General features: G+C 71.4%; 17 protein-coding genes. 4 read left to right on the top strand and 13 right to left on the bottom strand.

Annotated features, from left to right (window positions below; all coding sequences use genetic code 11):
- Positions 1-67: 67 nt before the first annotated feature.
- A complete protein-coding gene (locus AN215_RS27000) occupies positions 68-2956 on the bottom strand; it encodes a vitamin B12-dependent ribonucleotide reductase (RefSeq protein ID WP_070010589.1) in 2889 nt (962 codons plus the stop codon).
- A gap of 139 nt (positions 2957-3095) precedes the next feature.
- Positions 3096-3764 carry a transcriptional regulator NrdR gene (gene nrdR, locus AN215_RS26995; protein ID WP_079123439.1) on the bottom strand — a complete coding sequence of 223 codons (669 nt, stop codon included), beginning with the start codon at positions 3762-3764 and terminating at the stop codon, positions 3096-3098.
- A gap of 442 nt (positions 3765-4206) precedes the next feature.
- Here nrdR and lexA point away from each other — a divergent pair, with 442 nt between their 5' ends.
- Entirely contained in the window at positions 4207-5019 is an 813-nt protein-coding gene (gene lexA, locus AN215_RS26990) for a transcriptional repressor LexA (protein ID WP_070010590.1), read from the top strand.
- A gap of 236 nt (positions 5020-5255) precedes the next feature.
- Here lexA and AN215_RS26985 read toward each other — a convergent pair whose 3' ends face one another.
- The 4 genes from AN215_RS26985 to AN215_RS26970 form a co-directional block, all read right to left on the bottom strand.
- The gene (locus tag AN215_RS26985) at positions 5256-7289 is read right to left on the bottom strand and encodes an ATP-dependent DNA helicase (RefSeq protein ID WP_070010591.1); all 2034 of its coding nucleotides are present in this window, start codon (positions 7287-7289) and stop codon (positions 5256-5258) included.
- A 52-nt stretch (positions 7290-7341) separates the two neighbouring features.
- Positions 7342-9210, bottom strand: a complete 1869-nt coding sequence (locus AN215_RS26980; RefSeq protein ID WP_070011297.1) for an IucA/IucC family protein — start codon at positions 9208-9210, stop codon at positions 7342-7344.
- A gap of 157 nt (positions 9211-9367) precedes the next feature.
- Entirely contained in the window at positions 9368-10204 is an 837-nt protein-coding gene (locus tag AN215_RS26975) for a GNAT family N-acetyltransferase (protein WP_070010592.1), read from the bottom strand.
- A 37-nt stretch (positions 10205-10241) separates the two neighbouring features.
- Positions 10242-12188: an IucA/IucC family protein gene (locus AN215_RS26970; RefSeq protein ID WP_420856169.1), complete on the bottom strand. Its 1947-nt coding sequence runs from the start codon at positions 12186-12188 to the stop codon at positions 10242-10244.
- 430 nt (positions 12189-12618) lie between these two features.
- On the opposite strand from AN215_RS26970, the gene AN215_RS26965 reads away from it, so the two are divergent.
- Positions 12619-13836, top strand: a complete 1218-nt coding sequence (locus tag AN215_RS26965) for a trypsin-like serine peptidase (protein ID WP_070010594.1) — start codon at positions 12619-12621, stop codon at positions 13834-13836.
- Between the two features lie 345 nt (positions 13837-14181).
- Positions 14182-15381 carry a trypsin-like serine peptidase gene (locus AN215_RS26960; protein ID WP_070010595.1) on the top strand — a complete coding sequence of 400 codons (1200 nt, stop codon included), beginning with the start codon at positions 14182-14184 and terminating at the stop codon, positions 15379-15381.
- A 97-nt stretch (positions 15382-15478) separates the two neighbouring features.
- Here the strand turns inward: AN215_RS26960 and hflX are convergent, their stop codons facing one another.
- From hflX to miaA, 6 genes are all read right to left on the bottom strand, one after another.
- Positions 15479-16987 (bottom strand): GTPase HflX, encoded by a 1509-nt coding sequence (hflX, locus tag AN215_RS26955; RefSeq protein WP_070010596.1) that lies wholly within the window; start codon positions 16985-16987, stop codon positions 15479-15481.
- 378 nt (positions 16988-17365) lie between these two features.
- On the bottom strand, positions 17366-18862 hold the full coding sequence (locus AN215_RS26950) for a M1 family metallopeptidase (protein WP_079123438.1): 1497 nt from the start codon (positions 18860-18862) through the stop codon (positions 17366-17368).
- A gap of 100 nt (positions 18863-18962) precedes the next feature.
- Positions 18963-21176 carry a RelA/SpoT family protein gene (locus tag AN215_RS26945; RefSeq protein WP_070010597.1) on the bottom strand — a complete coding sequence of 738 codons (2214 nt, stop codon included), beginning with the start codon at positions 21174-21176 and terminating at the stop codon, positions 18963-18965.
- Positions 21177-21381: 205 nt separating this feature from the next.
- Positions 21382-22251, bottom strand: coding sequence for a diaminopimelate epimerase (gene dapF / locus AN215_RS26940; RefSeq protein WP_070010598.1), 870 nt, complete (start codon positions 22249-22251; stop codon positions 21382-21384).
- A gap of 97 nt (positions 22252-22348) precedes the next feature.
- On the bottom strand, positions 22349-23014 hold the full coding sequence (locus tag AN215_RS30575) for a hypothetical protein (RefSeq protein WP_245694736.1): 666 nt from the start codon (positions 23012-23014) through the stop codon (positions 22349-22351).
- A 101-nt stretch (positions 23015-23115) separates the two neighbouring features.
- The gene (gene miaA / locus AN215_RS26930; RefSeq protein WP_070010599.1) at positions 23116-24063 is read right to left on the bottom strand and encodes a tRNA (adenosine(37)-N6)-dimethylallyltransferase MiaA; all 948 of its coding nucleotides are present in this window, start codon (positions 24061-24063) and stop codon (positions 23116-23118) included.
- A 442-nt stretch (positions 24064-24505) separates the two neighbouring features.
- Here miaA and AN215_RS26920 point away from each other — a divergent pair, with 442 nt between their 5' ends.
- Complete coding sequence (locus tag AN215_RS26920; protein ID WP_070010601.1) at positions 24506-24715, top strand: antitoxin; 210 nt, start codon at positions 24506-24508, stop codon at positions 24713-24715.
- Between the two features lie 135 nt (positions 24716-24850).
- Here the strand turns inward: AN215_RS26920 and AN215_RS26915 are convergent, their stop codons facing one another.
- Complete coding sequence (locus tag AN215_RS26915) at positions 24851-25588, bottom strand: class III extradiol dioxygenase subunit B-like domain-containing protein (RefSeq protein WP_070010602.1); 738 nt, start codon at positions 25586-25588, stop codon at positions 24851-24853.
- Between the last annotated feature and the right edge of the window lie 30 nt (positions 25589-25618).

Below are 25618 nucleotides of genomic sequence, written 5' to 3'. Positions count from 1 at the left end.
CGCCGGCCCCCGCCTCGTCGCAGTGGCGTCGCCCTCGTCAGGCGTCACACCTCAGCGGTCAGCCGCCTCAGCTGCACCCGCTGGTCGAACCGCAGCCCTCGCAGAGGTAGCAGCTTCCCGCGCGGCGCATCTTCGTCCCGCAGGAGAAGCACAGCGGCGCATCGGCGTTCAGCCCGAGCTGCATCTCCATCAGCTCCGTGGAGTTGTGCGCGCCACCCGGCGCCGGAGCCGGCGCCTGGGCTTCGCTGACTCCCTCAGCCTTGGCCTCTTCCTTCGCCTTCTCCTTGGCCTCCTTGACGGTCTCGGCCTTGGGAGCGGACTGGGCGAGGCCCTCCACGTCCAGTTCGTCCTCGGACGGTTCGTACGAACCGGTCTCCAGGTGACGCTGACGCTCGCCCGCCGAGTGGATGCCCAGCGCGGACCGCGTCTCGAACGGCAGGAAGTCCAGGGCGAGGCGCCGGAAGATGTAGTCGACGATCGACTGCGCCATCCGCACGTCCGGGTCGTCCGTCATGCCCGCCGGCTCGAAGCGCATGTTCGTGAACTTCGAGACGTACGTCTCCAGCGGCACCCCGTACTGCAGGCCGACCGAGACCGCGATGGAGAAGGCGTCCATCATGCCCGCGAGGGTCGAACCCTGCTTGGACATCTTCAGGAAGACCTCGCCCAGGCCGTCGTCGGGGTAGGAGTTCGCCGTCATGTAGCCCTCGGCGCCGCCCACCGTGAACGACGTGGTGATGCCGGGCCGGCCCTTGGGCAGGCGCTGCCGCACCGGCCGGTACTCGACGACCTTCTCCGGCTCGGGCTCGGCCTTCTCCTCCTTGCGCTTGGCCGAAAGCGGCTGGCCGACCTTGGAGTTCTCGACGTAGACGGCGAGCGCCTTCGTGCCGAGCTTCCAGCCCTGCAGGTAGATCTCCTCGACGTCCTCGACGGTGGAGGAGGCGGGCATGTTCACCGTCTTGGAGATGGCGCCCGAGAGGAACGGCTGCGCGGCAGCCATCATCCGTACGTGCCCCATCGGGGAGATGGAGCGCTCGCCCATGGCGCAGTCGAAGACGTCGTAGTGCTCCAGGCGCAGGCCAGGGGCGTCGGAGATGTTGCCGTGCTCGGCGATGTGCTCGACGATCGCCTCGATCTGCTCCGCCTGGTAGCCCAGACGCTTCAGCGCCTTGGGCACGGTGTTGTTCACGATCTGCATCGAGCCGCCGCCGACCAGCTTCTTGAACTTCACCAGGGCCAGGTCCGGTTCGACGCCTGTGGTGTCGCAGTCCATCATCAGGCCGATGGTGCCCGTCGGTGCCAGCACGGAGGCCTGAGCGTTGCGGAAGCCGTGCTTCTCGCCGAGCCGCAGCACGTCCTGCCACGCCTCCGTGGCGGCGGCCCACACCGGGGTGTCCAGGTCGTCGGCGCGCCGGGCCGAGTCGTTGGCGTCGGAGTGCTGCCGCATGACGCGGTTGTGGGCGTCGGAGTTGCGCGCGTAGCCCTCGTACGGGCCGACGGCGGCGGCCAGTTCGGCCGAGCGCCGGTAGGAGGTGCCCGTCATGAGCGACGTGATGCTTCCGGCGAGCGCACGGCCGCCGTCCGAGTCGTACGCGTGGCCCGTGGCCATCAGCAGGGCGCCCAGGTTGGCGTAGCCGATGCCCAGCTGACGGAAGGCCCGCGTCGTCTCACCGATCTTCTCGGTCGGGAAGTCGGCAAAGGAGATGGAGATGTCCATCGCCGTGATGACGAGCTCGACGACCTTCGCGAAGCGCCCGGCGTCGAAGGACTGGTGGCCCTCGTCGTCGTCGCGCAGGAACTTCATCAGGTTCAGAGAGGCGAGATTGCACGAGGAGTTGTCCAGGTGCATGTACTCGCTGCACGGGTTGGAGGCGGTGATACGGCCCGACTCCGGCGACGTGTGCCAGTGGTTGATCGTGTCGTCGTACTGGATGCCCGGGTCCGCGCAGACGTGCGCCGCCTCGGCCATCTTGCGGAAGAGTTCCTTGGCGTCGACCTCGTCGACGATCTCACCGGTCATGCGGCCGCGGAGCCCGAACTTCGAACCGGACTCGACCGCCTTCATGAAGTCGTCGGTCACACGCACCGAGTTGTTGGCGTTCTGGTACTGGACGGAGGTGATGTCGTCGCCGCCCAGGTCCATGTCGAAGCCCGCGTCACGCAGCGCGCGGATCTTCTCCTCCTCCTTCACCTTGGTCTCGATGAAGGCCTCGACGTCCGGGTGGTCGACGTCGAGCACGACCATCTTGGCCGCGCGGCGCGTGGCTCCGCCGGACTTGATCGTGCCCGCGGAAGCGTCGGCACCGCGCATGAAGGAGACGGGCCCGGAGGCGTTGCCGCCGGAGGAGAGCAGCTCCTTGGAGGAGCGGATGCGCGAGAGGTTCAGGCCGGCGCCGGAACCGCCCTTGAAGATCATCCCCTCTTCCTTGTACCAGTCGAGGATCGACTCCATGGAGTCGTCCACGGAGAGGATGAAGCAGGCCGAGACCTGCTGCGGCTGCGCCGTGCCCACGTTGAACCACACGGGCGAGTTGAAGCTGAAGACCTGGTGCAGCACCGCGTAGGCGAGTTCGTGCTCGAAGGTCTCGGCGTCCGCGGGTGACGCGAAGTAACCGTGCGTCTCGCCCGCGGCACGGTACGTCTTCACGACACGGTCGATCAGCTGCTTCAGGCTGTTCTCCCGCTGCGGTGTGCCCACCGCGCCGCGGAAGTACTTGCTGGTCACGATGTTGGTGGCGTTCACCGACCAGAAGGCGGGGAATTCGACGCCGCGCTGTTCGAAGTTGACCGAACCGTCACGCCAGTTGGTCATGACGACGTCACGGCGCTCCCACTGCACTTCGTCGTAGGGGTGGACGCCGGGGGTGGTGTGGATCCGCTCCATCCGCAGCCCCTTCGCCGTCTTGCCGCCCTTGGCCCGGGAGCCGCGTGCCGGGCCGCTCGTCGTCTCTGTCATTCCGCCTCCCTTAACGGGCATAACGCCCCGATGCGCCCCGGATCTTCCCGGGACACCTTGCTTGTTCATGGCTCTCGGCGGCCTGCGCGACAGTGCGCATCCCCGCCGGAACCGAAGGTCTTCTTCGACGCTCCGCCGGTCAGTCGCCGGAGCGCGCCGGAAGCGGCGCCTCCGGGATCGCGCCCGCAACGTCCGCACTGCTCTCAGCGCCACCGGCGCGGGACTCCCGGGACTCGCGGGTCCCACGGGCCTCGCGGTCGCGGATGCCCTGGCCTGCCTGGTCCCCCTGGCTCCCCCGGGGTGCCGCGTCCGCGCCCCCCTCGCCCTCGCCACCTGCACCGTCACCGGCGGCCGGGTCGCTCTCGCGGGCCTCCCGGAGCTCCGTCACCGCGTCCTCGAAGTCCTCGAGGGAATCGAAGGCTCGGTAGACGGAGGCGAACCGCAGATACGCCACAAGATCGAGGTCCTGAAGGGGGCCGAGTATCGCGAGGCCCACGTCGTGCGTGGACAGCTCGGCACTGCCCGTGGCCCTTGCCGTCTCCTCGACCCGCTGGCCGAGCTGAGCGAGGGCGTCCTCCGTGACCGGGCGCCCCTGGCATGCCTTGCGCACGCCCGCGATCACCTTGTCCCGGCTGAAGGGCTCGGTGACACCGCTGCGCTTGATCACCATCAAGGACGCGCTCTCCACGGTGGTGAAGCGACGGGAGCAGTCGGGGCACTGGCGGCGCCGCCTGATCGCGGTGCCGTCGTCCGTCGTCCGGCTGTCGACGACACGGCTGTCGGGGTGCCGGCAGAAGGGACAGTGCATTTCCCCCACCCTCCTTGAGCCTGCGAAAGCCCGCTTCGTGCATGACTGTTACGCCCTCGCACGGACCCGGCAGGAGTCCGCGAAGTTGCCACCAGCATAGTCCACAATCTCCCAACTGGGAGCAGCGGGACCACAACTTGTGGGTGGCGTGCGCCAATCTAACCACTAGATCTGGTGTCGGCACGCGAGTTGGAGGGAAGCGTGTCGCAGGTTGGCGGCAGTGGACGAGGGTACGCGAGTGCAGGTGCGCCCCCTGCGGACGGGGCACTCCTGCCACACTCCGTGAGGAAGTACGGACACTCGGCAGCAGCAGGCAACTACACCGCGCCCGCCGGTCCCGTCAGAAGAACCAGCAATTTTTCACTCGAACGTGTGTTTGGCGCAACCTTTCGAAACCAACTACCGTTGTCCCACTAGGGAGAAACGCTCGAGAGGGGCCGCCGTGACCACCACAGCAGACAGTGCCACCATCACGTCCCAGAACCGTTCCGCGCAGTCGCTCGACCACATCCCGCCGGTGACCCCGGTGGAAGAGGCGGACGGCGCCCTGGACGCCGAGGCACAGGACATTCAACAGGCAAAGCGCTCGCTGCCGGGGCGACCTCCGGGAATCCGTGCCGACAGCTCGGGGCTCACGGACCGCCAGCGCCGCGTGATCGAAGTGATCCGTGACTCGGTGCAGCGCCGCGGCTACCCGCCGTCCATGCGGGAGATCGGCCAGGCCGTCGGTCTCTCCAGCACCTCGTCCGTCGCGCACCAGCTGATGGCCCTGGAACGCAAGGGCTTCCTCCGTCGCGACCCGCACCGTCCCCGCGCCTACGAGGTGCGCGGTTCGGACACCCCGGCCACCCAGGTCACCACCGACACCACAGGCAAGCCGTCGGCGTCCTACGTGCCGCTCGTCGGCCGGATCGCCGCAGGTGGCCCGATCCTCGCGGAGGAGTCCGTCGAGGACGTCTTCCCGCTGCCGCGCCAACTCGTCGGTGACGGCGAGCTGTTCGTGCTCAAGGTCGTCGGCGACTCGATGGTCGAGGCGGCGATCTGCGACGGCGACTGGGTCACCGTACGGCGGCAGCCCGTCGCCGAGAACGGGGACATCGTCGCGGCGATGCTCGACGGCGAGGCCACCGTGAAGCGCTTCAAGCGCGAGGACGGTCACGTGTGGCTGCTGCCGCACAACTCCGCGTATCAGCCCATCCCTGGTGACGACGCGACGATCCTCGGCAAGGTCGTCGCGGTGCTGCGCCGGGTCTGAAGCCCCGCGCAGCGGCCCGTGGCCCGGGCCCCTCGCGAGTCACGAGCCGCCGGTTCCACTGCGCCGGAACCGGCGGCTCCGCCGTGTCCGCATCCGCACGCCGATGCCGCCCGCCGCGCCCGCCCCTGCTCTGCCCGGGTCCCTCCGGTTCGGGGTTCTTCCCGGAGTCGTCTGTGGAGCCTTCCAGGCCGCCCCGTGCCTTCCCGCTCACCGGCCCTTCGCGTCCGCCTCGGCCGTCACGCCTCGGCCGGCACGTCCGCCACGGCTTTCGCTTCCGCCTTCGCCGTCGCGTCGATCGCGGCCAGTGAACGGCGCACCTGGGCGCCGTCCGTCGTGTACCAGAAGTCCGGCATCGAAGCCCGCAGAAAGCCGCCGTAACGCGCCCGCTCCAGCCTCGGATCGAGCACCGCGACCACGCCGCGGTCCGCGGAGTCCCTCACGAGCCGCCCCGAGCCCTGCGCCATCAGCAGCGCCGCGTGCGTGGCCGCGACAGCCATGAAGCCGTTGCCGCCGTGCTCCTCGACGGCCTTCTGCCTGGCGCTCATCAGCGGGTCGTCGGGCCGGGGGAAGGGAATGCGGTCCATCACCACCAACTGGCAGTTCGCGCCCGGCACATCGACGCCCTGCCAGAGCGAGAGCGTGCCGAACAGGCACGTCTCGGCGTCCTCGGCGAAGCGGCGGATCAGCTCACCGAGCGTCTCCTCGCCCTGCAGCAGTACGGGCACGTCCAGCCTGCCGCGCAGGTCCTCCGCCGCGGTCTGGGCGGCCCGCATCGACGAGAACAGCCCGAGCGTACGGCCGCCGGCCGCGCCCACCAGATCGGCGAGCTCGTCGAGCATGTCGCGCCGGGACGGCTCGCGCCCGGGCGGCGCCAGATGGCCGGCGACGTAGAGAATGCCCTGCTTGCGGTAGTCGAACGGAGAGCCCGCGTCGAGGCCGCGCCACCGGGGAGTCTCCTGCCGCTGCGGCTCACCCTCGCCGCCGGGCGAGTCGTCGCTCAGCACGCGCTCGGGGGCCAGCCCGAGCGAGGCCCCGACACCGTTGAAGTCGCCGCCGAGCTTGAGCGTGGCCGAGGTGAGGACGACCGAGCGGTCGGCGAAGAGCCTCTCCCGCAGCAGCCCCGACACGGACAGCGGGGCGACGCGCAGCGAGGCGCCGTAGCGGTCGTGCCGCTCGTACCAGATCACGTCGAACTCGGAGGCTTCGGCGACCCGTTCGGCGACGTCGTGGACATTCTCCATCGAGGCCAGGGCCTGTTTGCGCACCGCGTCCTCGTCCTGCACCGATTTGTCGCGGGTGTTGCCGAGGGCCGTGACCGATGCGCGGGTGGCGTCCCTGAGGGCCATGAGCGCGTGCCCGAGATCGTCCGGGACCACCTCCAGCCTGCCGGGCAGCGCCAGCTCCATCAGCCGCTCGAAGCTCTCGGCGGCGGTCTGGAGCCGGTCGGCCGTCTTCTCGTCGATGAGCTTCGCCGCCCGCCGGACGGCACGGTTGACGCCGGCCGGGGTCAGTTCGCCCGTGGCCACGCCCGTCACCCGCGAGACCAGTTCGTGCCCCTCGTCGACGATCAGAACCTCGTGGGGCGGCAGCACCGGAGCGTCCTCGATGGCGTCGATGGCGAGCAGGGCGTGGTTCGTGACGATCACCTCGGCGAGCTTGGCCCGCTCGCGGGCCGCCTCCGCGAAGCACTCCGCCCCGTACGCGCACTTCGAGGCGCCCAGGCACTCGCGTGAGGAGACCGATACCTGGGACCAGGCACGGTCGGAGACTCCCGGACGCAGATCGTCCCTGTCCCCCGTGTCCGTCTCTCCGGACCAGTCCCGCAGGCGCAGCAGGTCCTTGCCCAGCCTGGAGGTGGGGGCCGCTGCCTCGAAAGGATCGAAGAGGCCGTCCTCCTCTTCCTGCGGCACGCCCTCGTGGAGGCGGTGCAGGCAGAGGTAGTTGGAGCGGCCCTTGAGCATGGCGAAGGCAGCCCGGCGCCGCAGAAGCGGATGCAGCGCTTCGACCGTACGGGGCAGATCGCGCTCCACCAGCTGCCGCTGCAGGGCGAGCGTGGCCGTGGCGATGACGACGGGCTCGCCGTGCGCCAGCGCGGGCACGAGATACCCGAGGGACTTGCCGGTGCCGGTGCCCGCCTGGATCAGCAGATGGGTGCCGCTGCCGACGGCCTCCTCGACGGCTTCGGCCATGGCGACCTGACCGGGCCGTTCCGTACCGCCGACGGCGGTGACGGCGGCGTGCAGGAGATCGGTGAGGGCGGGCTTGCTCATAGATCCGACACCCTACGGGGCACCTCTGACACCGCGTCCGCCACCGGTGCGCTCACGCCGGGTGCAGGGGGTTGGCGACGGTGCCGTGCACGGCGGCGTGCGGGCGCTCGGAGCTGTCGCGGTAGCCGTCCATGTGCAGCCGGTTGCGGTTCAGGCAGAGACGCTCGATACGCGGTGTGAGCAGGTCGAACACCGCGAAGCGTTCCTTCAGTTCGGGGAAGCGCGCGTGGTAGCGGTCGGTCTCCGAGCGCAGCAGGGACCAGAACTCAGCCTCCGGGACGTTCAGTTGCTCCTCGTACAGCGGTGCCAGGTAGCGGCAGACGCCGACGAAGAGACCCGAGTGGATGAACTGGGTGAGGAAGTGCGGCGGTTCGGTCAGCAGCACCTCGCGCACCTGAGCGGGCATGGCGTCCAGTTCGGGCACCGGCTCGGCGCTGACGTTGACGTCGTCGACGAAGTCCTTGACGGCCAGCCGCACGGGGACGTCGTCCTCGTCGAAGACGACGATCGCGTTCTCACCGTGCGGCGAGAAGACCGTCCCGTAGCGGTAGAGGAAGTGCAGAAGCGGGGGCAGGAGCGCTGCGAAGAGCCGGCGCAGCCACACGCGCGGCGATAGACCGGACCGCGCCACGAGTTCCGCGGTGAGCGACCTCGCGCGGGCGTCGGTGTGGATGAGGGAGGCGAGGGTGCGCGCCCGCTCCCCCGATTCGAGCTGCCCGACGAGCGGTTCGCGCCAGATGCAGCCCAGCAGTTCGCGGTACTGGTACGGCACCTGCGGCAGCCGGTCGTAGAGGGGGTGTCCGACGGTGACGGAGGCGACCTCGCCGAGCAGGATCACCCGGCACTCGTCGCGCAGGAACGCGTCGCCGTCGCGCAGCGCGTGGATCCACTGCGTGACGGCCGGCGCCGCGAGGGTCCGTTCCGTCGGAAGGCCGCGCCAGACAAGGGTGTTGAGCACCGAGAGCGGCAGCTTCACCGTGTGCCGCTCGGGCCGGCTCGTGTTGAGGAAGGTACGCACGGACTGCTGCGGCAGCCGCATGTCGCCGTCCGAGCGGAGGGGGACGATGTCGCCCTTGGCGAGCGAGTCGGCGAAGAGCGGCGCGATGGTCTCGTCCCACTGCCAGGGATGCACGGGCAGGAAGAGATAGTCCTCGGAGGGCAGTCCGCGGGAGCGCAGCGTGTGGCGGAAGTCCCGGAGGGTCTCGGGGCTGAGTTCGCGCTCGTAGAGACGGTGCGGCTCCGCGAGGGTGGGCACGCCGCGGTAGGCGGCGAGGCCGGTCCGTACGGCGATCCAGGGAAGGCACTGCTCCCGGCGTGCCTCGGGCGCCCAGCGGGCGGCGTCGGAGGCGGAGAAGCCGAGCCGGCCCTTGTTGGCGACGAGCCAGGGGTGGCCCTTCTGGTGGCCTTCGAGCTCCGCGTATCCGAGGTCGGCGAGACGGGCGGCGGGCAGTTGGCGCTCGCTGAGCCGTACGTCGGCGAGGAGAGTGGCGGACAGTTCGCGGATGAGGTGGCCCGTGGTGTCGCCGGTGAGTCCGAGGAGCGTGTCGTGCGCGCGCAGCACGAAACCGAAGGGGTCGGCGTCGGCCGGGGTGAGCGAGGCGGTGTCGATGTTCCAGTGCCCGTAGGCGCCGCGGCGGGCCCGGAAGCGGAGGGTGAGGTCGTCGCTGACGCGGAGACGGTACGGAAGAGATGCGCCGGGGGTCTGTTCGTACGCCTCGGACGGTTCGGCGGGCTCCGGGGCGCCGGAGACCTCCGCCGCCCCGGCGACCGCCGGTCGCTCCGGCTGCTCCCCCGGCGCCGTGCCGGGACGTGCGTCGTGCTGGGTGTCGGGCACCGGCCGGATGATCTCCTCGTACGCGAACTCACTGATCATCTTCACCAGCAGACGCCTGCCTGCCCGGCGCCAGCTGTCGTGGTCCATGCCGGGCGGCAGTGCCGGTGCGGCGGCGGAGGTGCGGGAGTCGTCGTGACGGTCTTCGGGGTCCGGCAGGTGCACAGTGGTTCTCCTTGTTCGGGGACAGGACAGGAGTGGCCGGGGCCGTGGGAGCACCGGCCGGAGTGCTGGGACTGGGCGGCCCTCAGAGCACGTCGCGCAGGGCCCGGTCGCGGACCATCAGCGCGGCACGCTTGCCGGGCAGATCGACCTCGGCCGACAGCCGGAAGCCGGCGCTCAGGAAGGCGGCGACGGAGGCGACGTTCCGTACGGCCGGCTCGGCCAGCACCCGCCCGCAGCGCGGCCGTTGGTCGAGTACGAGATCCGCGACGGCACGCAGCAGCGCTGTGCCGATGCCGCGCCCCCGGTCCGGCACACCGCCGATCAGGACGTGGAGACCCGTGTCATGGGGACGGGCACGGCAGTGGCGGGCGATCGGGTCGAGATCGGCGCGGTAGATCTCCCAGTAGCTCATCGGGACTCCGTCGAGTACCCCCAGGCAGGGCACGCTGCGCCCGTCGCCCTCCAGTTGGGCGCGCAGGTGTGCCGCCGTCACCTCCCGCGGGCCCGCCAGCTCCCAGAATGCGGCCACCGCGGGATCGTTCATCCAGGCGGCGATCAGCCGCAGGTCGCGGTCCATGCGGACGGGGACGAGCCGCAGTGTGCCCACGGGTGTGGCGGAAGCCGGCCAGTCGCCGACGGAGTCGAGCAGGTCGCCTTCCGGCGCCGGGGGCGGCGGCCCGTGCCCGTCCCCGGGCCGCTCCCCCGGCAGGTCGGCAGCCGCACGCGTGTGCCCTACGCGGCCGTCGGAGGCGTCCCGTCCGTCCCGTCCGAACTGCTCGTGTTCGGCGAGCAGATCGGCGAGTTCGCCGGTGAGCCGCAGATCGATGGTGTCGTCACCGGCCGGCTCCCGGGCCGGTCCGGCGGCGGACGGAGTGGATGTGTCAGGTCTGCCTGACGCACCCGGGTCCGGAAGGTTCATCTGGGGCCTCCTCCCTCCCGGGGTGCGGCGCGGCCGCTCACCGGCACAGGGGGTTGGTGACGGTGACGTAGACGGACTGCGTGTCGACGGGGCCCACGAGTTCGTCCATGCCGTGGAGCCGGGTGAGCAGGTTGGCCTTGCAGCGCAGCGTCGGCGAGTGCAGCAGCAGGGCGGGCAGCGCCGAGACGGGACCGCCGTCGCGAGTGCCTTCGGCCCGCGTCCGCAGGAACCGGCGCGCGGCGGCGAGCAGCACCCGTTCGTCGGCGAGGCCCTGGACGCCCATGGCGCCGACAAGACCGAGCACGTTGTTGATGCCGAGGTAGTACGCGAAGCGCTCGTCGGCCACGGAGTCGTCGACGAAGGAGTCGCTCCCGACGCCGGGGCCGGCGCCCGGAAGCCGCTGTCCGAGGGCCTCGCGGCGGGACTCGCGGAAGTAGTAGCCCTGGTTGTCGCGGTAGCGGCCGCCGGACGGCCATCCGGCGCGGTCCAGCAGCACGAGCGTGTTCTGCTGGTGGGCTTCCAGAGCGATGCCGGCGTGTGCGTCCAGCCAGAGCACCGGCGCCACGACCGCGTCGAGGTAGCGCAGGAACCACTCTGTGGTCACCGTCGTCACCGACCGGTCCGTGCGTGCGGCGAGTCCCTCGACGATGTCCGCCAGTCGTGAGCGCAGCATCCCGCGCGGGGCGCCCGGCCAGGGGTGTTCGGCCGTCAGCCCGGCCACGCAGACGGCGTCCTCCTCCGGCCCGAAGGGATTGTGCCTGATCACGGTGTCCAGGCCCTGAAGCGGCTGTCCGTCGGGTCCGTCGACTCCGAGCCACGCCGGGTCGCGGACGATGTCGAAGCCGGGATGCACCGCACGCCACTGTGCGCCGAGGCCGGAGCGCAGCAGCCGGTGCACCTCGAGTCCGCGCAGGAGTTCCTTGCGCAGGTTCTCCCGGCGGGAGTTGGTGATGGGCAGGCCGAGGGAGAGCTTGAGCATCGCCGGTCCGCCGGGCCGCATCACCGTACGGACCGACGAGGTCGGGTGCCAGACGCCCGGCGCCTCGCCCAGGTCGGTCAGCAGCCCCTCGGAGAGAAGCCGGGCGGCGGCGGGACGGTGCGAGAGCCGGCGCGCCTGCCACGGGTGCAGCGGCAGGGGCACGGTGCCGGCGGGCAGCCGGGAGGTGAGCGCCTCGCCCGCGAGCCGGACGGCGAGCTGCTCGGCGCCGACGGTGCGTCCGCGCTCCGTCCAGGCGGAGTCGCATGCGAGGACGGACTCGTCCACGGCGATCCAGTGCAGCGGGAAGGCCGCCCGCATTTCGGGGGAGTACGCACGGCACTCGTCGTCCGAGAGGCCCTGGCGGCTCTTGGGGGCGGGATGCAGCGGGTGGCCGAGGACGAGCGACTGCTCGGCGTCGAGGAACGGGCTGTTACCGGGCGGGAGTCCGGGCTCGGCAGTGCGCTCGGCGAGGAACTCCGTGGCGCGACGCACGGAGTCCGCGACCCGCGCCACGAGGTCTGCGGCGTCGGTGGGGACGGGACCCGCGGTGCTCCGGGCACCCTGCGCATCCGCGGAGTGAACGTCCGGACCGCGGTCCGTCTTCGCTTCACCGGGGCCGCCGCCGCGGCTGCGGTGGGCGGCCTCGCGCGCGATGAGTGCGGCGAGGGCGACGGCGTCGAGCGGTGGGGCGCCGTCGGCGGCGTCGTCCAGGAGCGGCGGCCCGAAGGCATGCCGTCCGGTGGGCGACCAGTAGCGCACGGGGACGCGCACCGTGACCCCGGTGGCGTCCATGGGGAGCAGGAGGGCCTTGCCGTCCGCGGGTTCCGGCAGGTCTCTCTCCCGTACCCAGCAGCACAGCAGGTTGGCGACGGCGGCGGCATCGGCCGTACGTGCCGGATCGTCGACGCCGGCGGCCACGGGAACTTCCGTGCGGGGACCCGGCGCCGGGCGCTGCGCCTGTCCGGGCAGGAGTCCCGGGGACGCGGATACGGACACAGGCCGCAGGGACGGCGCCGAAGTCACCGGCGGCGCCGACGGCGTCAGAGAGGCACCGGAGACCGGCGGGGCGTGCGGTACGGGAGTGCCGGACTCGTCGCTGACGACGAGGTCCCGCGGGACTGAATGGGCCGCTCCGGTACGCGCGTTCACAGAGGTCTCCTCCGGTCTCGACTCGGCGCGCAGAAGTGCGGGCCGCATCCCCCGTCCGTACCAACGAATCCGGAGCGCCCCGATCACGGGCGAAGTGAAGATCTGTGACGTGAACCGGTCGGAACCGTGGACCCCGCCGGGCCCGTCCCCCACCGCACGGGGCATAGTTTCCCCTGGCTTCGCCGGTGAGGTCCCACCTCGGTTTCCGCCGGGAGGCTCGTCCCGCCTTCTGCAGGGCGGTCATGACAATTCAACAAGCACGAGGACATTCAGGGGGAGTTCATTCATGTCAGCCACCATCAGGCCCGCGCGGCGGCGACGTACCGCGTCGGCCGTCGCTGCGGTCGTCGCAGCACTGGCCGTCACGGCCACCGCCTGCGGCCCGGAGGACAACGGCGCGGGGAGCGAGCCGGCTGCTTCCGAATCGGCGGCCGAGCAGGACAAGAAGCGGGACCTCGGCCTTCCGGAGGATCTGCCCAAGGACCTGCCCAGTTCGCTCGAGGACCTCGACAAGTGGCGCAACGGCGAATGGAAGAACTGGGACCGGGACGAATGGCTCCGGCGCGCCAAGGAGTTCATCAACCCGATCATCGATGACCTGTGGGACCCGGACCGGATGAAGGACGCCGACGGGAACGACCGCAAGGTCGACGACAGCGAGATCGACGACGGCGGGAGCGGCGGCGACGGCGGCACCGGCGAGGACGAGGGCGTCACCGATCCCACTCCGGCACGCGTGCCGGCGAAGCAGGTCAAGCTGCCCTACACCAAGTCGAGTCCGCCGGTCGGCAAGGTGTTCATGGACACCCCGCAGGGTTCGATGGTCTGCTCCGGCACCGTCGTCGAGGACCCGGCCAACCCCGGCAAGTCGAACCTGGTGGCGACGGCCGGGCACTGTGTGCACGCGGGCCGGAGCGGCGGCTGGTTCCGCAACGTCGTCTTCGTGCCCCGCTACAACCCCAAGGGCCTCTCGGAGGCCCAACTGGCCAAGGCGGCAAGGAAGGACGTCGCCCCCGACGGCGTCTGGTGGGCGCGGTACGCACGCACCACGGACCACTGGATCGCGAAGGGCTCCAAGACGGGCGGCAAGGGCGCGCCGCAGGACTTCGCCATGCTGAAGGTGCGGCCGGAGGACAGGAAGTCCGGTCCGTCGCTGGAGGAGACCGTCGGCAAGGCGGCCAAGATCAACTTCAACACGCCCCGGGTGAAGGCGATCCCGGGTCTCACGCCGCACGGATACCCGGCGTCGCCGCCGTTCGACGGTACGAAGATGCTCACCTGCAACGGCAAGCCCGGGCGGCTGACGCTCGACCCGCACCAGCCCACCATGTACCGCGTCGGCTGCACCATGACGGGCGGTTCCTCCGGCGGCGGCTGGCTCAGCCCGAGTGGCAGGCAGCTGCTCTCCGTCACGTCGGTCGGGCCCGTGGAGGGCGGTTGGCTCGCCGGGCCGCGTCTCGGCAAGGAGGCCAAGGGCGTCTTCGACGGCATCTCCGCGAAGTAGGCGCCGGGAAGCGGGCGCCCGGGAGCAGACTCCGCTCCGGAGGCGCCCGTGAACCTGCGGTCAGGGGCGGGGTGTTCGCGATGCGCGCCGCCGGATCCGCCACCGGGACCACCCGGCCGGAGCCGGCGGCGGACGGCACGCGTCCGCGTACGCACCGCACCCCGCTCCCCTGGCTGCCCGCCGGTTCGCACGCCTCCCGGCGCGTGCTTCCGCCGTCCTCGTCCGTCTCGTCCGTCTCGTCAGTCTCGCCGCCTCGTCGGCCTCGCCGCCCTCGTCGTCTCGTCAGCCTCACCGGCACGTCCGTTCAGGCCTGTTCCGGTGCCAGTCCCAGGGGGATCTCCTTCCATGTCATCCATACGCAGCCGCCGGCACCGCCGTACGGGCAGGGCCGCAGCCGCCGTGCTCGCGGCGCTCGCCCTCACCGTGACCGCCTGCCAGACCGGAGGCGGCGGTGGCACCGACGCGCGGGCCGGGGCCTCCGCCAAGCCGTCGCCGACCGAGGACCTGGGCATTCCGGAGGACCTGCCCGAGGACCTCCCCACGTCCCTGAAGGATCTTGAGAAGTGGCGCAACGGCGAATGGAAGAACTGGGACCGCGACCAATGGGTCCGTGAGGGCTCGAAGTTCGTGAACCCCTACATCAAGGACCACTGGAAACAGGAGCGCATGGACCAGGCCGAGGACAACGGCAAGCGCGTCCCGGCCGATGTCGAGGCTGCCTCCGGCGCCGAGGCCACCGGCCCCGAACCGCGCCCGGTGAAGGCACGCGGCGTGGAGACGCCGTACACGCGGCACGCGGCACCCGCGGGCAAGGTCTTCATGGAGACCCCGAAGGGGCCGATGGTCTGTTCCGGAACGGTCGTCGAGGACCCGCGCAACCCCGGGAAGTCCAACCTGGTGGCCACCGCGGGGCACTGCGTCCACTCGGGCCGCGACGGCGGCTGGCTGCGCAACATCATGTTCGTGCCCGCCTACAACAACCGTGGCCTGCCGCCGTCCCAGGTGGAGAGCTCACAGCCGCAGGACGTCGCCCCGTACGGTCAGTGGTGGGGCGAGTGGGCGCAGACCAGCGACTACTGGATCAAGAAGGGTTCCGCTTCGGGTGGCGGCGGCTCGCAGCAGGACTTCGCCGTGCTGCACGTACGCCTCGAGCGGCCCGCGGGCAAGTCGCTCGAGGAGACGGTCGGCGCCGCCGTGAAGATCAACTTCCGTGCGCCGCGCGCCGACCGCTTCTCGGGGCTCAGCTCCTACGGCTACCCGGCGGCGCCCCCCTTCGACGGCGCGAGAATGTACAGCTGCACCGACAAGCCGGGCGCGCTGACGATCGACCCGTCGCAGCCGGCGCTCTACCGGATCGGCTGCACCATGACAGGAGGGTCCTCCGGCGGCGGCTGGTTCATGAAGGGCGGGGGCGGCAAGCCCGAGCTGGTGTCGGTCAACTCGATCGGCCCGCAGCCCGCGGCCTGGCTGGCCGGACCGCGCCTCGGACCGACGGCCAAGGGCGTGTTCGACGCCGTCAGCAGGAAGTACGCCGGCAAGAACTGAGACCCCGCCCGCCGGCCTGCCGGCACAACGGCTGTGGCCTGCCCCCGGTCGGAACCGAGGAGCAGGCCACAGCCATGTCATGAGCCGCCGGACACCGCTACAGCCGCTGCAGGTCCGCCGCCTGCGGCACGAACTTGCGCAGCTCCGCGGCGAGTTCCGCGTGCACGCGCGCCTTGAGCAGCGTGCCGTCCTCCGTGTGCGTCTCGGAGAGCACCTCGCCCTCGCTGTGCACACGCGAGACCAGCTTGCCCTCGGTGTACGGCACCAGGGCCTCCAACTCGACCGAGGGGCGCGGCAGTTCCTCGTCGATCAGGGCACGCAGCTCCTCGATGCCCTGCCCGGTCCGTGCCGACACAGCGATCGCGTCCGTCTCGGCCCGCAACAGCCGCTCCAGGACGAGCGGTTCGGCCGCGTCGGCCTTGTTGACCACCACGATCTCCGGCACGGCCGAGGCACCCACGTCCCGGATCACGCCGCGCACCGAGGCCAGTTGCTCCTCGGGAGCGGGGTGAGCGCCGTCGACCACGTGCACGATGAGGTCGGCGTCCGCCACCTCCTCCATCGTCGAGCGGAAGGCGTCCACCAGGTGGTGCGGCAGATGCCGCACGAAGCCGACGGTGTCGGTCAGCGTGTGCACCCTGCCGCTGGGCGTCTCGGCCTTGCGTACGGTCGGATCCAGCGTGGCGAACAGGGAGTTCTCCACGAGGACGCCCGCACCCGTGAGCCTGTTGAGCAGCGAGGACTTGCCCGCGTTGGTGTATCCGGCGATGGCGACCGACGGCACCTTGTTGCGGCGCCGCTCCTGCCGTTTGATCTCACGGCCGGTCTTCATCTCCGTGATCTCACGGCGCATCTTGGCCATCTTCTCGCGGATGCGCCGGCGGTCCGTCTCGATCTTGGTCTCACCGGGGCCACGGGTGGCCATGCCGCCTCCGGCCGAGCCGGAGCCGCCGCCACCCATCTGCCGGGAGAGCGACTGACCCCAGCCGCGGAGCCTCGGCAGCATGTACTGCATCTGTGCCAGCGCCACCTGGGCCTTGCCCTCACGGGACTTGGCGTGCTGCGCGAAGATGTCCAGGATCAGGGCCGTACGGTCGACGACCTTGACCTTGACGACGTCCTCGAGATGGATCAGCTGGCCAGGGCTCAGCTCACCGTCGCACACCACGGTGTCCGCGCCGCTGTCCAGAACGATGTCCCGCAGCTCCTGCGCCTTGCCGGAGCCGATGTACGTGGCCGGGTCCGGCTTGTCACGGCGCTGGACGACCCCGTCGAGCACGAGGGCGCCCGCCGTCTCCGCCAGGGCGGCGAGCTCCGCCAGGGAGTTCTCCGCGTCCTGTGCGCTTCCGGCGGTCCACACCCCCACGAGCACCACGCGCTCCAGTCGCAGCTGCCGGTACTCGACCTCGGTGACGTCCTCCAGCTCGGTGGAGAGGCCCGCCACGCGGCGCAGCGCCGCACGCTCGCTGCGGTCGTACTGATCGCCGTCACGCTCGCCGTCGATCCCGTCACTCCAAGCAACGTCCTCTTCCATCAGGGCGTCAGCTCGGCGGTCGGACTCGGCGACACGCTGGCCATTGTGCGGAAGAGAAGAGGAGAAGGTCATTTGGTCCTTACGTCGAAGTGAGAGATCCGGGCCGGAGAAATTGCCGGTTGTTCCCTGACCGGACAACGCTCGTCAGGCGGTATTGATTCCCGCCGCAGGCCCGCCGAAGCGCGTCGTGCGCCGACGGAAATGGTGGCACGGGCGCCCCGTGCCGTCATCCGGATTTGTTCCGGACGGACGGCGCCCCGACCGCCGGGTCCGCTCCGCCGGGCCGCGGGACCGGACCGGGCCGGATCGCCGCACATATCCGCACCGTCCCCCCGCCGGGCACGGGCAGCGGCCCCTTCAGGCGCGCGCACCGTGTCCGGACCGGCTCCGTCCGCCCGTCGGCCCGGCGCTCCCCTGCCGGTTGCGAAAAGGTTCCCCGGGGACTCTTTCTCAGGAGCTGCGCCAGTCCGGGTGCCCGGGCATCGGCGGGGTCTTCTCGCCGTACAGCCAGTCCTTGAGAAAACCGGTGAGATCCTTCTTCGCGACGGCATTCGCGAGCCTTGTGAAGTCCGCGGTGGAGGCGTTTCCGTCGCGGTGCTGAGTGATCCACTCACGCTGAAGACGCCTGAAGTCCTCGTCGCCGATCTTCTGGCGGAGCGCGTAGAGCGCGACCGCCGAGCCCTCGTAGACGCTCTTGCGGAAGATGTCGGTCTTGGTGTCCGTCTTCACCGCGTGCAGCTTCGCGGGAGGTCCGTGGCGCTTGCGCCAGTCGTCCGACTTCTTGTACGCGTCCCGCGCGCGGGAGGTCAGCGACGCGCCGCCGCGTTCGGCGCCGTAGAGCCACTCGTACCAGGTGGCGTGGCCTTCGTTCAGCCACAGGTCGTCCCACGTCTCGGGGGTGACGCTGTCGCCGAGCCACTGGTGCGCGAGCTCGTGCACCATCACCGACTCCTTGTACCAGGACGGGACCGAGGGGACGGTGAAGAGCTGCTTCTCGAAGAGCGAGAGCGTCTGAGTCTCCAGCTCGAACCCCGTCTGCGCGTCGGCGACGAGCAACCCGTACGTCTCGAAGGGGTAGGGGCCCAGTCTCCGCTCCAGCCACTTCATCTGACGGGGGGTCTTCTCCAGCCAGGGCCGCAGCTCCTCCCGGTCGCGCACCGGCACCACGTCCCGCAGCGGCAGACCGTGCGGCCCCTTCGTACGCCGCACGTGGGAGAGTCCGATGGAGACCTGGGCGAGCTCGGTGGCCATGGGGTGGGCGACCCGGTACGTCCACCGGGTGCTCTCGCCGCTGCGGACCTTGTTCTTGAGGCGTCCGCCGGCGACCACGGTCAGTTCGCGGGGCGCGGTGACGTGGAAGGTGAAGCGGGCCTTGTCCGAGGGGTGGTCGTTCCCGGGGAAGACGCGGTGCGCCGCGTCGGGCTGGTTGGCCATGGCCAGCCCGTCCCGTGTCTGCACCCAGCCGCCGTTCGCCACTCCCTGCGTCGGGCTCGTGTGCCGGACCACGACCCGCATGCGCTCGCCCTTGCGGACGCTCTCAGGGGGGGTGACGACGAGGTCCTCGCCTGCCTGCTCGAACCGGGCGCCGCGTCCGGCCACGCTCACGGAGCGCACCTTGCCGGAGGCGAAGTCGAGGTTGAAGCGCGGCAGTCCGTCCCGCGCGGTGACGTCGGCCTCGATGACCGTACGGGCCTCCAGCGGCTCGGTGTTGCCTTCGTAGCGGAAGGAGATGTCGTAGGCGCGCACGTCGTACCCGGGATTCCCCAGGTGCGGAAAGAGACGGTCGCCCACACCGAGCGGCTTCGGCGAGGGGAGCCCCGCGCCGACGAGCGCGAGGACGGCGCAGGCGACGGCCGCGGACGTGCGGGCGCGGGCGCGGTTGTGGTTCCGGAAGCGGACGCGGGGGGTGTGAGCAGGCCTTTTCACTGCGGGAGATGAGTCGACCATGCATTAGTGCTATCAGCACACTGTCCGCCTTCGGGGTCGGCACAGCAGCGGCACACCCGAAAGAAGTCGGTACGCGGCGGCCGCCTCGGCCGCCCCGGCGTCAGCGGGCCGGAACCGGGCGCGCGGCCCGCGTGACGTCGTAGACCCCGGGGACACGGCGCATCGCGCGCATCAGGGCCGGCAGCCCGGCGGCGTCGGGAAGTTGCAGCGTGTACGTGTGCAGCACGCGCTGCTCGCGGGGCGGCTCGACCTCGGCGGAGACCACGGTCGCCCCCTGTGCCGCGATGATCTCGGTCAGGTCGGCCAGCAGATGTGTCCGGCCGAGCGCCTCGGCACGCAGCGTCACCCGGCACCCGGAAGCGCCCTGCTCCCAGCGCACCGGCACCGGACGCCGCCCGGTGGAGGTCATCCGGGTCACGGAGTGGCAGCTGTCGCGGTGGACGGTGACGGTGCCGCCGCGCACCGCGAATCCGGTGACGCTGTCGGGCGGTACGGGCGTACAGCAGCCGGCCAGCCGTACCGCGGCGTGCGGGTCCTCCGCGACGACGGAGGCGGTGCCGTCTCCGGCTCCCGCCGCCATGCCGCACTCCCCCCGCCGGGCGGTGCGCACGCCCCCGTCCGTACGGGACTCCCCGGCGGCGGCGCCGCGACGGACCGACCCCGGGGGCACGTCGTCGGCGAGCCACACATCGGCGGCGTCCACGCCCGCTTCGCCCGGCCCCGGCGTGGCCGGCTCCTGCTCCGGCGCGGGCGGATGCGCCGCGAGCCATTGCCGGATGGCGATGCGGGCGGCGGGCGTACGGGCGTGCTCCAGCCACTCCGGCGACGGTCCCGACGGGACCGCCCCCGCGGCGGGCTCCATGAAGAGCTGAACGGCGTCGCCGTCCCGCAGGACGGTGCTCAAGGCTGTCAGCCGTCCGTTGACGCGGACCCCGATGCAGCGGTGCGCCGCGTCTCCGTACCGCGCGTACGCCGCGTCGACGCACGTCGCGCCCGCGGGCAGCGCCAGGGGGCCGCCGCCGGACGCGGGCGCCGCCCCGGGCGAGGCGCAGTAGACGGTGATCTCGCCGTCCTGCGCCAGCTCGTCGTGCAGCTCCGTCCAGAAGGTCTCGGTGTCGGTGGCGTGGCTCTGCCACTCCAGCAGGCGGGAGAGCCAGCCGGGGCCGCCGTGCTCACCGGTGCCCTCGCCCTCGCCGGCCTGCTCAGGTGCGGGCGCCGGGGCCGATGCCGACGCACGGTGCGGATCGCCCAGTGCGATGACCCCCGCTTCGGCGACACGGTGCATCTGCCTTGTACGCACGAGGACTTCGGCCACCCTGCCCTCGTCGTCGGCGATGGCGGTGTGCAGCGAGCGGTAGAGGTTGAACTTGGGCGCGGCGATGAAGTCCTTGAACTCCGCGACGAGCGGCGTGAAGCAGGTGTGCAGTTCGCCGAGGACCGCATAGCAGTCGGCGTCCTCCTCGACCAGGATCAGCAGCCGCGCGAAGTCACAGGGCCCCAGGTCGCCGCGCTTGAGGCGCAGCCGGTGCACGGAGACCGTGTGCCGCGGCCGGATCAGCACCTGGGCGGCGATGTCCGCCTCACGCAGCAGCCTGCGTACGGACGTGGCCACGCCCGTGAGCGGATCGGGCTCGCGGGCGTGCTCCGAGATCAACTCCCTTGCCAGGGCGTGTTCTTCGGGGTGCAGGATCGCGAACGTGAGGTCTTCCAGCTCGCTCTTGACCGCCTGCACGCCGAGGCGTTCGGCGAGCGGGATCAGGACGTCACGGGTGACCTTGGCGATGCGGACCTGTTTCTCGGGGCGCATGACGCCGAGCGTGCGCATGTTGTGCAGCCGGTCCGCGAGTTTGATCGACATCACCCGGACGTCGCTGCCGGTCGCGACCAGCATCTTGCGGAAGGTCTCCGGCTCGGCGGCGGCGCCGTGGTCCACCTTCTCCAGCTTGGTGACGCCGTCGACGAGATACCCGACCTCCTCGCCGAACTCCTTGCGCACCTGCTCCAGCGTCACATCCGTGTCCTCGACGGTGTCGTGGAGCAGGGAGGCCGTCAACGTGGTCGTCTCCGCGCCGAGTTGGGCCAGCAGCAGCGTCACGGCGAGCGGGTGCGTGATGTAGGGGTCGCCGCTCTTGCGCATCTGACCGCGGTGCGAGGACTCGGCGAGGACGTACGCGCGGCGCAGCACGCCGAGCTCTGCTCGGGGATGGTGCGCACGGTGCACCTGGGCCACGTGCTCGATGGCGTCGGGGAGCCCGTCACGGCGTGGTGCCTGCCCCAGCAGGGCCGCGCGGCTGAGCCTTCGGAGACTCTTCATGGCACCTCCCGCTGACGCGAAGCCCCGGCCAGGCCCGGGGCCTGTGATGGTACCGACCCCAGCACAGGCTGATGTCCGGGTCCTGCGCAGCGTGAAACGGATCACCCGTCCGAGGGACGTTCGGGCGCGGGGCACTTGGGAGTTCGATTTCTGAACGCCCTTCAGGGCGCCCGCCGGCGCCGGGCTCACGCGCCCTTCCTGCGTGCTACAGGCGCAGCCACTCCGGGTCGACGGTGCCCTCGGCGACGATCACCGCGGCACCGGTCATCTCGACCTCGCCGTCCGCGCGTTCGGTGATCACGAGGCTGCCGCCGGGCAGATCGACGGTGTATGTGGCGTCCTCGCCGTCGGCCGCCGGGTCCACGCCGTCGCGCCGTGCCGCCGCGACCATGACGGCGCACGCGCCCGTACCGCAGGAGCGCGTCTCGCCGGACCCGCGTTCGTGCACGCGCATCGCGACGTGCCGTGGCCCGCGGTCCACCACGAACTCGACGTTCGTACCGGTGGGGTACGCGTTCGCCGGCTCCACGCCCGGAGCCTCCAGCAGCCCTCCCGCGTCGGCGAGATCACCGACGAAGGCGACCGCGTGCGGATTGCCCATGTTCACGTGCAGGGCGGGCCAGCTCCGCGCTCCCACCCGTACGGTCACGTCGCCGGCCGGCAGCACCGCCGCGCCCATGGAGACGGTGACGCCCGACCCGTCCTCGGCGAGATGCGTGCGCTTCACGCCCGCGCGGCTCGCGACGGCGACCTCCCCCGGCTTGACCAGCCCGGCACGCTCCAGGTGGCGCACGAAGACGCGCACGCCGTTGCCGCACATCTCCGCGACCGAGCCGTCGGCGTTGCGGTAGTCCATGAACCACTCCGCGTCGCCGGCCATCGCCCGTGCCTCGGGGTGTGCCGCGGAGCGTACGACCCGCAGCAGCCCGTCGCCGCCGATCCCGGCCCGGCGGTCGCACAGCCGCGCGACCGTCTCCGCCGACAGGTCGAGGAGCCCGTCCGGGTCGGGGAGGATCACGAAGTCGTTCTCGGTGCCGTGCCCCTTGAGGAACGGCACAGGTCGCGCGGAGGTCATACGGACGATCGTACGGGAGCGGTGCGTGCCCGCCGGCTGGGGCGGACCCGGCCCGTACCTCAGTAGCTTCCGCGCGCCCGCCGGCCGGTCGGCGGGATCAGCTCAGCCTGGCCACTCGCCAGATCGCCAGCATCACGACCGTGCCGACGACGACCGTGTACAGCGCGACGATCCGCCAGTCCGGGCGCTCCCCGGAGTCCGGGGCGGGCAGACCGGGCCAGGACAGCCCGACCCTGCGGGCCGCCGCCACGGCCCAGCCGGCGGCGCAGCCGCAGATCAGCAGGCCGAGCATGGAGACGACCGCGCCCGTGCCGCCGCCGGGCTCGAAGGCGAGCGGGAAGGCGAACATCAGGGAGCCCAGTGCGCTCAGCACCACGATGGGGGCGAGCTGCCACACCCGGAGCTTCCGCTGCGGGCGCAGTTCGTGCGGCTCCACGGGCGTCCCGTCGGCTTCGAGGGGTGCGTCGGAACCGTTGCGTCCGCTGTGGATGTCCGGGCCGCCGTCGTCGCCGGATCCGGCTTGGGGGACGTCACCGGCGTCCAGGCTCTCCCCGGCGTCCACGCCCTCGCCGGAGTCCAGGCCGCCGCTCATCTCCCGTGCTCCGCGCGGGCGGTCGGCCGCGGCGTCCCCGTTGCCGAGGGGCACGCTTCCGCTACGCCCGCCGAACTCCGTGAGGTCGTCGATGCGACCCACGGACGCGCCACGCTCAACCTCGTCGACGGCGGTCTCCTCATTGTCACGAGGGCCGGCCTCCATCGCCACCCGCCCTCCCAACTACGACTGCAGGCTCCGATCGATGGTCGATGATGGCACGCCCGTATGGCCCCGGCAGACGCCCAGGACGTCCCGATGCCATCACGTGATCAGGCTGTGACCGCTTCTTCCAGCAAGGCCAGTGCCTTTGCGGTCAGTTCCGGCCTGTCGTCCTCCGCGCCGCTGAGCCAGTGCACGCGCGGGTCGCGGCGGAACCAGGAATCCTGGCGCCGGGCGAAGCGCTTCGTGGCGCGTACGGTCTCCTCGCGCGCCTCCTGCTCGGTGCACTCGCCGGCGAGCGACGCGAGGACCTGCTGGTAACCCAGCGCACGCGAGGCCGTACGGCCTGTGCGCAGACCCGCCGCCTCCAGCTCCCGTACCTCCGCCACGAGGCCCTCCTCCCACATCCGGTCGACGCGGGCCGCGATCCGCCCGTCCAGCTCCGGGCGGGCGACGTCGACTCCGACCTGCACCGTCTCGTAGACCGCCTCGTGGCCGGGAAGGTTCGCCGTGAAGGGCCGTCCGGTGATCTCGATGACCTCCAGCGCCCGCACGATGCGGCGTCCGTTGCTCGGCAGGATCGCGCGTGCCGCCTGCGGGTCCGCCCCGGCCAGCCGTCTGTGCAGCGCTCCTGAGCCCTGTTCGGCGAGTTCGTCCTCCAGCCGCTGCCGTACGGCCGGGTCGGTGCCGGGGAAGTCCATGGCGTCGATCGCGCCGCGTACGTACAGGCCGGAACCGCCCACCAGGACCGGGACACGGCCGGCGGCGCGCAGCCGGTCTATCTCCGCTCGTGCGAGCCGCTGGTACTCGGCGACGCTGGCCGCGACCGTCACGTCCCAGATGTCCAGCAGGTGGTGCGGGACGCCCTCCCGCTCGGTGCGGCCGAGCTTCGCCGTCCCGATGTCCATGCCGCGGTAGAGCTGCATCGAGTCCGCGTTGATCACCTCACCGCCGAGATGGCGGGCGAGTGCGACGCCCAGGTCGGACTTCCCGGCGGCGGTGGGGCCGACGACCGCGACGACGGGCGGGGATGACGGGGACGAGAGTGCGGCATTCACGCCGTCAGTGTCGCAAACCTCCCGCACCCCTCCGGACCCGAACGAGCTACGTGACGGCGGCCCTCCGGTTTCGTTGCCTGTTGCGAGGGTCCCGCAGCCGAATTCCGGGACCGTACCGCCGCAGGCGGGGAGGGGCGCTCGTTCCCGGTGCGCCGGATCGCAGCCACGTGAGTAAGGTCAGGAGTGTAGATATGGGCGTCTTTGCAAGACTTCTGCGCCGTTCTTCCGGGTCGCCCCGGAAGCCGGCCGCCGGCGCCGCCCCGGCCGCTGAGGCCGGAGCGGGCGAGAAGGCGAAGGAAGAGGAGGTTGGGGCGGCCGGAGCCGGGGACGAGTCCGAGGACGTCGGCATCCCGAAGCAGCAGTCAGCAGACGGAGCAGCCGACAGCGAAGCCGCGGACGACGCCCGAAACTGAACTGCCGCTGACGGAAGGAAGGTGCCGCCATGGGCTTCATGGACAAGGTCAAGGGGATGCTGGGCCAGCACAGCGACAAGATCTCCAAGGGAATCGACAAGGCCGCGGGCATGGCCGACTCGAAGACCAAGGGCAAGTACAGCAACCAGATCCGGACCGGCACCCAGAAGGCCAAGGACCAGGCCCAGAAGTACGGCCGCGAGGGCGGCGGCGGGAAGGGCCCTCAGAGCGGGTCCTGACCGCGCCGCTTCCGGACGGCCGGCGGCTGTCGGTCCGCGAGGGTCCGCGAGCACACGTGGGTGCGCCCGCCGGAGATCCGGCGGGCGCACGCCCGTTCGCGTCAGGTCACCGCGAGGCGTGGTGAAGCTCGCGGGTCAGGTCCAGCTCGCCACGAAGTAGCCGACGCCGTACGGGGCTTCGTCGTAGAGCAGCTTGCCCCGCAGTCCCCTGGCGTTCCCGTCCGCGCCTCCGCCGCGGCCCGCCGCGCCCGCGAGCAGCTGCCAGCAGGAACGGCCCGAAGCGTTCAGCTCGTACGCCAACTCCTCGTCCAGCGCCAGCAGTCCGCCGGCGTCGGCGTTCCCCAGGGCCCGGGCCGCCTCCGCGTCGAAGGCCGTGGCGCGCTCGTCGAAGTAGCCGGGGGCCTTGACCGTACGGCAGTTGGTGCCGTCGCCCATGACCAGCAGAGCCACCCGTTCGGCAGAGTCCGCGAGTTGACGGCCCGTCTCCTCGCAGCGCGCGCGGCTGAGCGGTTCGCCCACGCCGAGGCCCTCGACGGGTGCGGCCGTCCATTCGTTGCGTGTCAGCAGCCACGCCCCTACGGCCAGGGACGACGGCAGCGGGCGGGCGTCGGCGGGAGGCTCCCCCTTGCCCAGGGAGACCTCCTGATCCACCCCGTAACCGCGGAAGGAACCCCTCGCGCCCTGGGGATGCGTGCCCCGCGCGGACTGCTCCGCGGGGCCGGCGACGACGAGACGGTCCGGGCGTGCGGAGGCGAGGGCGCCGAGAGCGTCGTCGCAGGCGGCGCGGGCGGCGTCCATCTCGTGGGCCGCGCCTCCCGCGACCTCGGGGACGAGCAGGGGCGGACAAGGGCATGTGGCGGCGGCGACAAGCATGGCGGGCAGCTTAACGCCGCAAGTCGCTCT

This window comes from Streptomyces abyssalis (genome assembly GCF_001751365.1).
Classification (GTDB): domain Bacteria; phylum Actinomycetota; class Actinomycetes; order Streptomycetales; family Streptomycetaceae; genus Streptomyces; species Streptomyces abyssalis.
The sequence above is the reverse complement of the archived record's forward strand: the minus strand, read 5'-3'. Positions and strand labels throughout refer to the sequence as shown.